The 8,130-nt window shown below is 60.0% G+C and carries 4 protein-coding genes; 2 read left to right on the top strand and 2 right to left on the bottom strand.

Annotation, left to right across the window (positions count from 1 at the left end; translation table 11 throughout):
* Nucleotides 1–2,372: carboxypeptidase regulatory-like domain-containing protein (locus tag VNM72_15385; GenBank protein ID HXF06776.1), on the bottom strand; the 2,372-nt coding region annotated here is incomplete at its 3' end.
* Between the two features lie 341 nt (nucleotides 2,373–2,713).
* On the opposite strand from VNM72_15385, the gene VNM72_15380 reads away from it, so the two are divergent.
* Both VNM72_15380 and VNM72_15375 read left to right on the top strand, forming a co-directional pair.
* A complete protein-coding gene (locus tag VNM72_15380) occupies nucleotides 2,714–3,694 on the top strand; it encodes a glycoside hydrolase (GenBank protein ID HXF06775.1) in 981 nt (326 codons plus the stop codon).
* 257 nt (nucleotides 3,695–3,951) lie between these two features.
* Nucleotides 3,952–7,809, top strand: coding sequence for a carboxypeptidase-like regulatory domain-containing protein (locus VNM72_15375; GenBank protein HXF06774.1), 3,858 nt, complete (start codon nucleotides 3,952–3,954; stop codon nucleotides 7,807–7,809).
* On the opposite strand, the gene VNM72_15370 is transcribed toward VNM72_15375, so the two are convergent.
* Nucleotides 7,782–8,130: hypothetical protein (locus tag VNM72_15370; GenBank protein HXF06773.1), on the bottom strand; the 349-nt coding region annotated here is incomplete at its 5' end. The genes VNM72_15375 and VNM72_15370 overlap by 28 nt on opposite strands.

Raw genomic sequence — 8,130 nt, 5'->3', positions numbered from 1 at the left:
AACGAACCCGCCGGGAAATCAACATCGGGCGTGAGATTGCCCGTCTGGCGCAGACCCGGATTGTTGCCCGCATTCTGCGTGAAGTTGAGCAGCCCCTCGGAATAGTAATTGATGGAGAAGCCGGCCCGGAGGACCGTCTTTCGGTCCCCCAGGAGTTTGGCCAGCAGTCCCGAAGAAGGACTCGGATTCCAGGCGATACCGAGATGCGGCGCCGGATTGATGTAATCGCGGCGATAGGCCCGCGACCGTTGATAGATGCTGGGCTGAGCAATCCCCAGAAGCGAGCCGGGAGCGAAAAGGTTCGGCGACGTCGCCGTTCCCGGAGCCACGCCCGACGGTCCAAAGAGATCAAAAATCGTCGGACTGGTGTAGATGTCGTTGGTGTTGATCGTGTCGCCCTGGAAATCCCAGCGAAGACCGTAGTTCAAAGTGAACGACCGCGTCACGCGCCAGGAATCGAGAAAGTAAAGGCCAAACGATGTTTGCCGCTCGCGGATGACGACCGGCTGAAAATCGGCAAATTGATGCGTTTTCTCATCCACATTCCGGATCTTCGTTACGCTGGAGATCCTGCCCGTCAGCAGGGCGTAGAGAGCCAGGGCATCGTTGCGGGCATCGCTGGTGATGGCCGGTAAGGTGGTGGTGTTGAAGATGGCGTTGACGGGATCATTGCTGACCACGCCGAAGAAAAAGCGCGGAATGCCGGCATCACCGAGCGTGGATTGATGCATGCTGGTACGGATGTAATTGCCACCGAACTTGAAGGCATGAGACCCGCGCTGGTAATGGAAATTCTCCACCAGGTTGTAGACGGGATTGTTTCGGGGCTGGAACGTATTGCCGAATCCGAGGCCGTTTCGCTGCTCCAGACCGCTGGGGATGCCCAGGGGGAACTCCAGCAATCGGGGAAGGAACGTGTTGATGTCGAATCCGATGTTGAAGGTCTCCTGATTGCTCTGGATGCCGAAGTTGAACTCGCTGATCATGTTGGGACGGATCGTCCAGGTGACTCCCGCCGTGGCGATGTAGACGTTGGCGATCTGTCCGTAGGCTTGCTCGCGGGTGAAGGGACCCGGCAGGACGGTGCCCCGGAATCCCCGTTCGTTGACCGTCCGGCTCCAGGTATCGGAGACGCTCAGACGCAGCCGCTCGGTCACTTGATAATCAATGCGGGCCGTGGGGAATTCTTGCGTGTTGGGAGCTGGCGCGACCCAGCGCAAGCGATTGCGGATGAGATCAAAAGGAGAGAGACTTCCCGCCTGAGTGGACGATTGGATCTTCTGAAGCTGCGCCCCGATGATGGGATTGATCGTGCCGGGAAATCCGTTTTGTCGGGCGATCTCCAGCAGGTTCACGCTGCGCTGAACGCCATCGCTGCCGATGTAGGTGAAAATCCCGGACTGAGCGGCGGGGGTCAGCACGCGCGCCTCGAAATCCTGCGACTGCGGCGTCTTCACCACCGCATGGCTGACGAAGAAAAACAGCTTATTTTTGATGATCGGCCCGCCGAGGCTCGCCCCTTGATCGTTGCGAATGAAGACCGGTCGGCGGATGCGACGGGCATTGTTGAACCAGTTGTTGGCATTGAGCGCCGAGTTCTCGTGCTGCCAGAAGACCTCGCCGTGAAAGGCGTTGGTTCCCGACTTGGTGACGAACTGAATCTGCATGCCACCCTGCCCGGTGCTGTCGGCTCCGAGCGTCGCCGTCGAGACGGTGACCTCCTGGATTGTCTCCAATCGGGGCGTCACGAAAGCGAAGAAGCTCGTGCCGCCGCTTTTGAACCGTTGCGCGTTATTGGCGATACCGTTGAGCGTGATATTGACGGCCGCTCCCGGCAGGCCGTTAAACGTGCTGTCGCGGGCCGTCACGCCCTGTTGCGCTCCCGCCATCAGCAGGGCGAAGGGCAAGGCACTGCGACCGGGCAGCGGCAGGTCCTGGAGATACTTTTGATCAACGGTGTCCGAAATCGTTGTCGTGGTCGTTTGCAGGACGGGGGCTCCTCCCACCACTTCAACCGTGTCGGTGATCGCTCCCGGTTTCAACAGCACCGTCAGATTGGTCGTTCGAGCGGCATTGACGATGATTCCCGAATAAACAGCCGTCTCGAAACCCTGGAGCGTCGCCCGGAGAGTGTAGGTCCCCGGCGGCAAGGGGGAAAAGACAAAACCTCCATCAGCGCCAGAGACAACTCGATGTACGGCTCGGGTCTCCTCGTTCTGCAGTTCCACCTCGACGCCGGGAATGACGGCTCCTGAGGGGTCCTGCACGGTGCCGACGATCTGGCCGGTCGTAGCCACCTGACTGAAGGCCGTCAGGGTGACCGGGAAAAGAAGGAACGCTGCGGCGATCCACAAACAAGCGGCGCGTTTCATGGCTCTCCTCCCCTTGAAAATCATGACCTCGGTCCCACTGTAAAGGCCATTTCGAGGGTCTGTCTTGAACAATTTGAAGCCGCGTTGAACGGGATTAGTCCCCTTGTGGGGCAGGCTTTGATGTGGCGCAAGACGCAGACTGGAAAGTCCGCGCTACATTCTTCCCCTAAGCCTGTTCAAGCAACCATAACCGCGTGCAAGACGGAACTCCTCGGATTGAGCTAGACTCGCGGTCGGGTCTCGGTATGTGTCGCGTCGCGTGGTCGGATTGCCAGCTGTCACAGCACCGCTTGTCTGTGCACGGGCTGGCGCCTATCACAGAGCGATAGAGGGAATGCATCATGAGAGGCACCGCCGTTGAACAGAAGCAGAGTCACTGCTCAGGTTCTACGGGGCGAACTGCCGAGACGACCTATCAAAAGAGAGGGCGAATCCTCCTTGTGGCAGCGGCTCTCCTGGGCGGGGTGGCAACGGCACCGGCCCAGGAGAAGCCGTTCATTGAGGATTACGTGCGGGCGGCAGTGACGGCTCCTCCGGCTGCACTCAACGTTGATCCGTTCTACAAAAAGTACACCGATGCGCTGGGCATTCCCATTCTCAGTTCGGAGAAAGTGCCCGATGCCGCCTTGCTCGTAGCGCGGGACATCGTCATCGCCATGCTAGCCAAGCGGCCCGATCTGCGACAGGAGATGATCAAAAAGAAGATGCGCGTCGGCGTCATGGCCCAGTCGGAAGTCACCACCGATATTCCCGAGCATCGCAACCGCAAGAAGCCGGCGCGCGACGATCCGCGACTGACACCGGCCGAACGGGCCAACTACGACCGGCCGGGCGGCATCGGCAGTATGACCGACAAGGAGTACTGGGATCGCCGCGCCCGGGGGCTCGGAGGCAATCCCACAACCTGCGCCGAGGAAAATCTGCTCGGCTATCCGGGAACGCGGTACTACGGCGAGAACATCCTCATCCATGAATTTGCCCACGCCATTATGGGCGTGGCCATCCGAACGGCCGATCCCCAACTCTACGAGGAGATTCAGGCGGCCTATCGGGAGGCGATGACCAGGGGGCTCTGGAAAGGTCACTATGCTTCGACCAACGCCAACGAATATTGGGCGGAAGGAACTCAATTCTGGTTCTGGTCCAACTACGAGTACCGCGATGGGAATCGGCGCGTTCAGACGCCGGACGATCTCAAGGAATATGACTCCCGGCTTTACGAGTTGCTCAGTCGCGTCTACGAGACACACCGCATTCCGATGGACGTCTATCATGGCAAGAATATTCCGCCTCGACGACGACAGTCCCAGGGGGATCGGTGAGCGGTGAGGGAAACGATGATCCTTTTTCTCCCGGCCCGGCGCGGGCGGAGAGGCTGTTGGTGGCCTAGTGTCTTTCCGACAAACAAGCCCAACCCGAAGGGTTGCGCAGGGGCATAGTGCCCTTTTGAGGAGGATTTTATGGAGCGAGGGCTTCCGCCCAGAAGCCTGAATAGCGCACAGCCTGAACGGATCTGCACTATCGCCCGCACAGGCGGGAAAGCCTGCGTCACACCATTCTTGATATAGGGAGGAGAGCGATGAAACACATACGCGCTTTGATCGCCGGCCTGTTACTTCTGCCGATGGTGATGGCCGAGTGCGTGCGGCTCAATCCTGAAGGATCGGCGGGAGGTGTCCCGCTGTTTGTGGCGGCCCAGGTGCGCACGACCGGAGATATTCGGGGCCGCGTCTTCGATCCGACGGGCGCCACTGTTCCGGGAGTCTCACTTCAGGTCAAAGACCTGGCGACCGGCGAGATCCGGACGACGACCTCCGACGCCATCGGAACATTCGTCTTTCTCAACCTCAAATCGGGCGTCTACGAGCTGACGGCCAGTTTGACGGGATTCCAAACCGCCGTGCTCCCTCGCGTGGTGGTCGAGACCGCTCGGACGACCGATGTGGATGTGCATCTGACGGTGGGTGCCCTGTCGGAGACGGTGGAGGTCACCGCCACCAGCACGCCGGTTCTGGAGACGACCTCCAACACGATCAGTCAAACGGTGCCCAACGACTACGTGCAAAAGCTCCCGCTGGCCGGGCGCAACACCCTTCCCTTTGCCGTGCTGATGGCCGGCGCCCAAACACCCGGCACCAACACCCGTGATAGCACGTTCAACGGATTGCCCAATGCCTCGATGAACATCAGCATTGACGGCATGAACAACAACTCCCAGCGGTGGAAGAGTGGCGGCACCAGCTTCTTCGGCTTCGCTCCGACGCGACTCGACGCGATCGAAGAAGTCTCCATCTCGACGACCGGCCTGGGAGCGGATGCGGCGGCCGGAGGCGCCATGACCATTCGCTTCACCACCAAACGGGGCACCAACGAATTTCACGGCAAGATCTTCCACCAGATCGAGAACGATGCCCTCAACGCCAACTCGTTTTTCAACAACGCGCGTGGTCTGCCCAAGTCCAAAGTCCGCAACAACGATTTCGGCGGCAATCTCGGCGGCTACATTCCGCTTCCGTTCACCCGGAAGCGACTCTACTTCTTCGTCAACTTCGAGGCCAATCCTGTCCCCTCCACATTCATCGCCTCGCAAGCGATCCTCACGCCGGAGGCGCAGCGGGGAATCTTCAAGTACATCGGCACCGACAATCAGGTCTATAGCGTCAACCTCCTGGAGATTGCCGAACGGGCCGGATATCCCGGTCGCATTGATCCGACGATTCAACGGATTCTCGACCTCATCAATAGCACCGTCTCGAAAGGCACTCTTCTGCCGAGCACGACCAACCTGAATCAGGTGACGCTTCAGTGGCGGCAGGAAGATTACTCCGGAGCCTATTACCCCACGGCGCGACTGGACTTTCAGATCACGCCCACGCTGGCCTGGCATGGGAGTTGGAATCTGCGTCATCAACAATTCGACGGGGAGCCCCTCTATCCCGGATTGGCGGATAAGGAGAATCGGTTGCTGTGGGCCAATGAGTCGAATGTGACGACGTATGTCGCCTCGAACGTGCTCGATTGGAATATCACGCCGAACATCCTCAACACCTTCACCTTTGGCGTGCAGTCGAATCTGGAAAACTTCAACAACCACGCCACGCCGTTTGTCTGGCGCGATCAGGGCATCCCGCGCTTGGGTCTGCCGCTCATCACTCATCCCATTCCCACCGGGCTCCCGTTCCCCCGCAACAATCCCGTCTGGAGCATCTCGGATACGGTGAGCTGGGTTCGCAACAAGCATACGTTCACCTTCGGCATGTCCTATCTCTACACGAGCATGTATGAGACGGCCTACGGGTTCGCCGGTATCCCCTCCTACAATCTGGGCGTGGTGGCCGCCGATCCGGTGACGGCTGTGCTGAGCGGCTCCAATCTGCCGCGCATTCGCAGTTCCGATCTGAGCACGGCGTGGGCGCTCTATGCGTTGCTCACCGGACGGCTGAGCAGCGTCAGCGGGAGCCGCAACGTTGACGAGAAGACGAAACAGTATCGGGACTTCGCTCCAGTCATTCGCCGCCAGGCGTATTCGACCGGAGGGGTGTACTTCCAGGATTCCTATCGCGTCTCACCGAGCCTGACGCTCAATTACGGCCTCCGCTGGGAGATTTCCGGCACCCATCGCAACACCAACGGGATTTACACCGATCCGGGCTTCGAGCATCTGCTGGGACCCTCGCGCCAGCTCTTTCGACCGGGCGTGCTCGATGGCGTGCAAGATCCCCAGCTCTTTCAGCGGGCCGTGCCCTACAAATCCGACAAGGTCAATCCGGCGCCGAACTTCGGCTTCGCCTGGAATCCCTCCATAGAACGCGGCATCCTCCGCGCGCTGTTTGGCAGCGGGCGGAAGACGGTCATTCGCGGGGGCTACGGGATCAACTACTACGACGAGGGGATGAACATGCTCCAGTTCAGCCTGGGCAACAACCCGGGTCTGACGCAGAGTTTCGTCTATCAGCCGGGCATGCCGGGATTTTCGCCCGGAGGCCTGTTGCTCAATTCCGTCCTCAACACGAGTCTCCCATTCTCGGTCAATCCTCCGTCGTTCAGCTTCCCCATGTCCCAATCGCTCTTCACCTTCGTCAGCGGCATCGCTGCGTTCAAACCGTTCATGCACACGCCCTACGTCCAGAGCTGGACGCTTTCGATTCAGCGCGAGATCGCTCCGAGCACCGTCCTGGAAGCGCGCTATGTGGGGAACAAATCCACGCATATCTGGCGGACCTACTCGCTGGCCGAGACCAACATCTTCGAGAGCGGTTTCCTGCGGGAGTTCATCAACGCGCAGAACAATCTCGCCATCAGCATCGCTCAGGGCCGGGGGAATCGCTTCGACAATCAGGGGTTGCCGGGGCAGGTTCCGCTGCCGCTGTTTGAAGCCGCTTTTGGGGCGCGTGGCTCGCAACCGGCGCTGCCCGCCGGATCGGGATTCGCCAATGGCACATTCATCAACCAACTTCGCCAGGGGGCAGCGGGAGCACTGGCCAATACGCTGGCCACAAACAATATCTACTTCTGTCGCCTGGTTGGCAGCGCGTTTGCCCCCTGCGCGGCACTTGGATTCAACGCGCCGGGACCTTATCCCATCAATCTCTTCCGCGCCAATCCCTTCGTCACCAACACGCGACTGGTGGACGACAACCAGTGGTCAACCTATCACGGGCTTCAGATCGAGCTGCGTCGTTCCTTCAGCAGTGGGCTCACGCTCAATGCCAACTACACCTGGAGCAAGGCGCTCGGCGATTACTTCGGCGTTCCCGATTCGGACAACTCGGAGGACTACTGGACGTTGCGCAATCGCAACCTCAACAAAGCCCCTTCGCCGTTTGACCTGCGCCACACCTTCACGGCCTTCTGGACCTACGAGTTGCCCTTCGGACGCGGACGCCGCTTCGCCTCCGGCGTCAACGGCGTGGTTGACCGCATTATTGGAGGCTGGACGCTCTCGGGGATTACGCGCCTCAACTCGGGGCGCGTCTTCCGGCTCGTCAGCGGGCGCAGCACGTTCAACAATCTGGCCGACTCGGGCATCATCCTCAAGAATATCAGCCTGAGCGAGCTGCAAAAGAAGATTCGTCAGTTCAGCCCGGGTCCCAACCGCAACGCCTACCATGTGGATCCGGCTCTGGTGGGGCCCGATGGACGCGCCAATCCGCAGTTCTTCGACTTCCCCACCACGCCCGGTCAGTTTGGGCAGTTCATCTATCTCTACGGGACGCCGCTGGTGGTCAACGATCTGGCGCTGCTCAAGGAGATCCCGCTCAAAGAACGGCTCAAACTCAGCCTGCAGTTCGAGGCCACCAATGCCTTCAATCATCCCGTGCTGAACGTGGGATCGCTCGGCGGGACTCTCAGCATTGACTCGACGAGCTTCGGACAGACGGCCGGAACGCTCGTCGGACCGCGCAACATTCAGATTCGCGCCCATATTACCTGGTAACCCGGCCGGGGCGCGGCTCCGTATAAAAAGCCGAGTGTGGCATCTGCTCGCGGCGGGGCCACACTCGCATTTTTCTCGCAGGACATCGGCGGTGGAGCATCCGCCGGTGAGGTCACATCCCGGTGCTCCTCAGGGGACCGGAAGATGAAGCACGATGGAGGATCAGTGCCGAGCGATTTTCCCGGACGGCTCCCATCGCTCAGCCCATGCCTGAAAACCATGAGAAAGACACGGGCAAAACGACAGCGGCGCTGATCCGATCGGCGATTCAGCCCATCTGTGCCCGATGCTCTCAGCAGTGGCTCGGGCACAGATGCCCGC

It is taken from the genome of Blastocatellia bacterium (genome assembly GCA_035573895.1).
Classification (GTDB): domain Bacteria; phylum Acidobacteriota; class Blastocatellia; order HR10; family HR10; genus DATLZR01.
Note: the sequence above shows the minus strand (reverse complement) of the source record. Positions and strands in the feature narration are given on the sequence as shown.

Coding starts and splice junctions, on each gene's coding strand:
- VNM72_15380 (HXF06775.1), top strand. CDS start 2,714: ATGAGAGGCACCGCCGTTGAACAGAAGCAGAGTCACTGCTCAGGTTCT.
- VNM72_15375 (HXF06774.1), top strand. CDS start 3,952: ATGAAACACATACGCGCTTTGATCGCCGGCCTGTTACTTCTGCCGATG.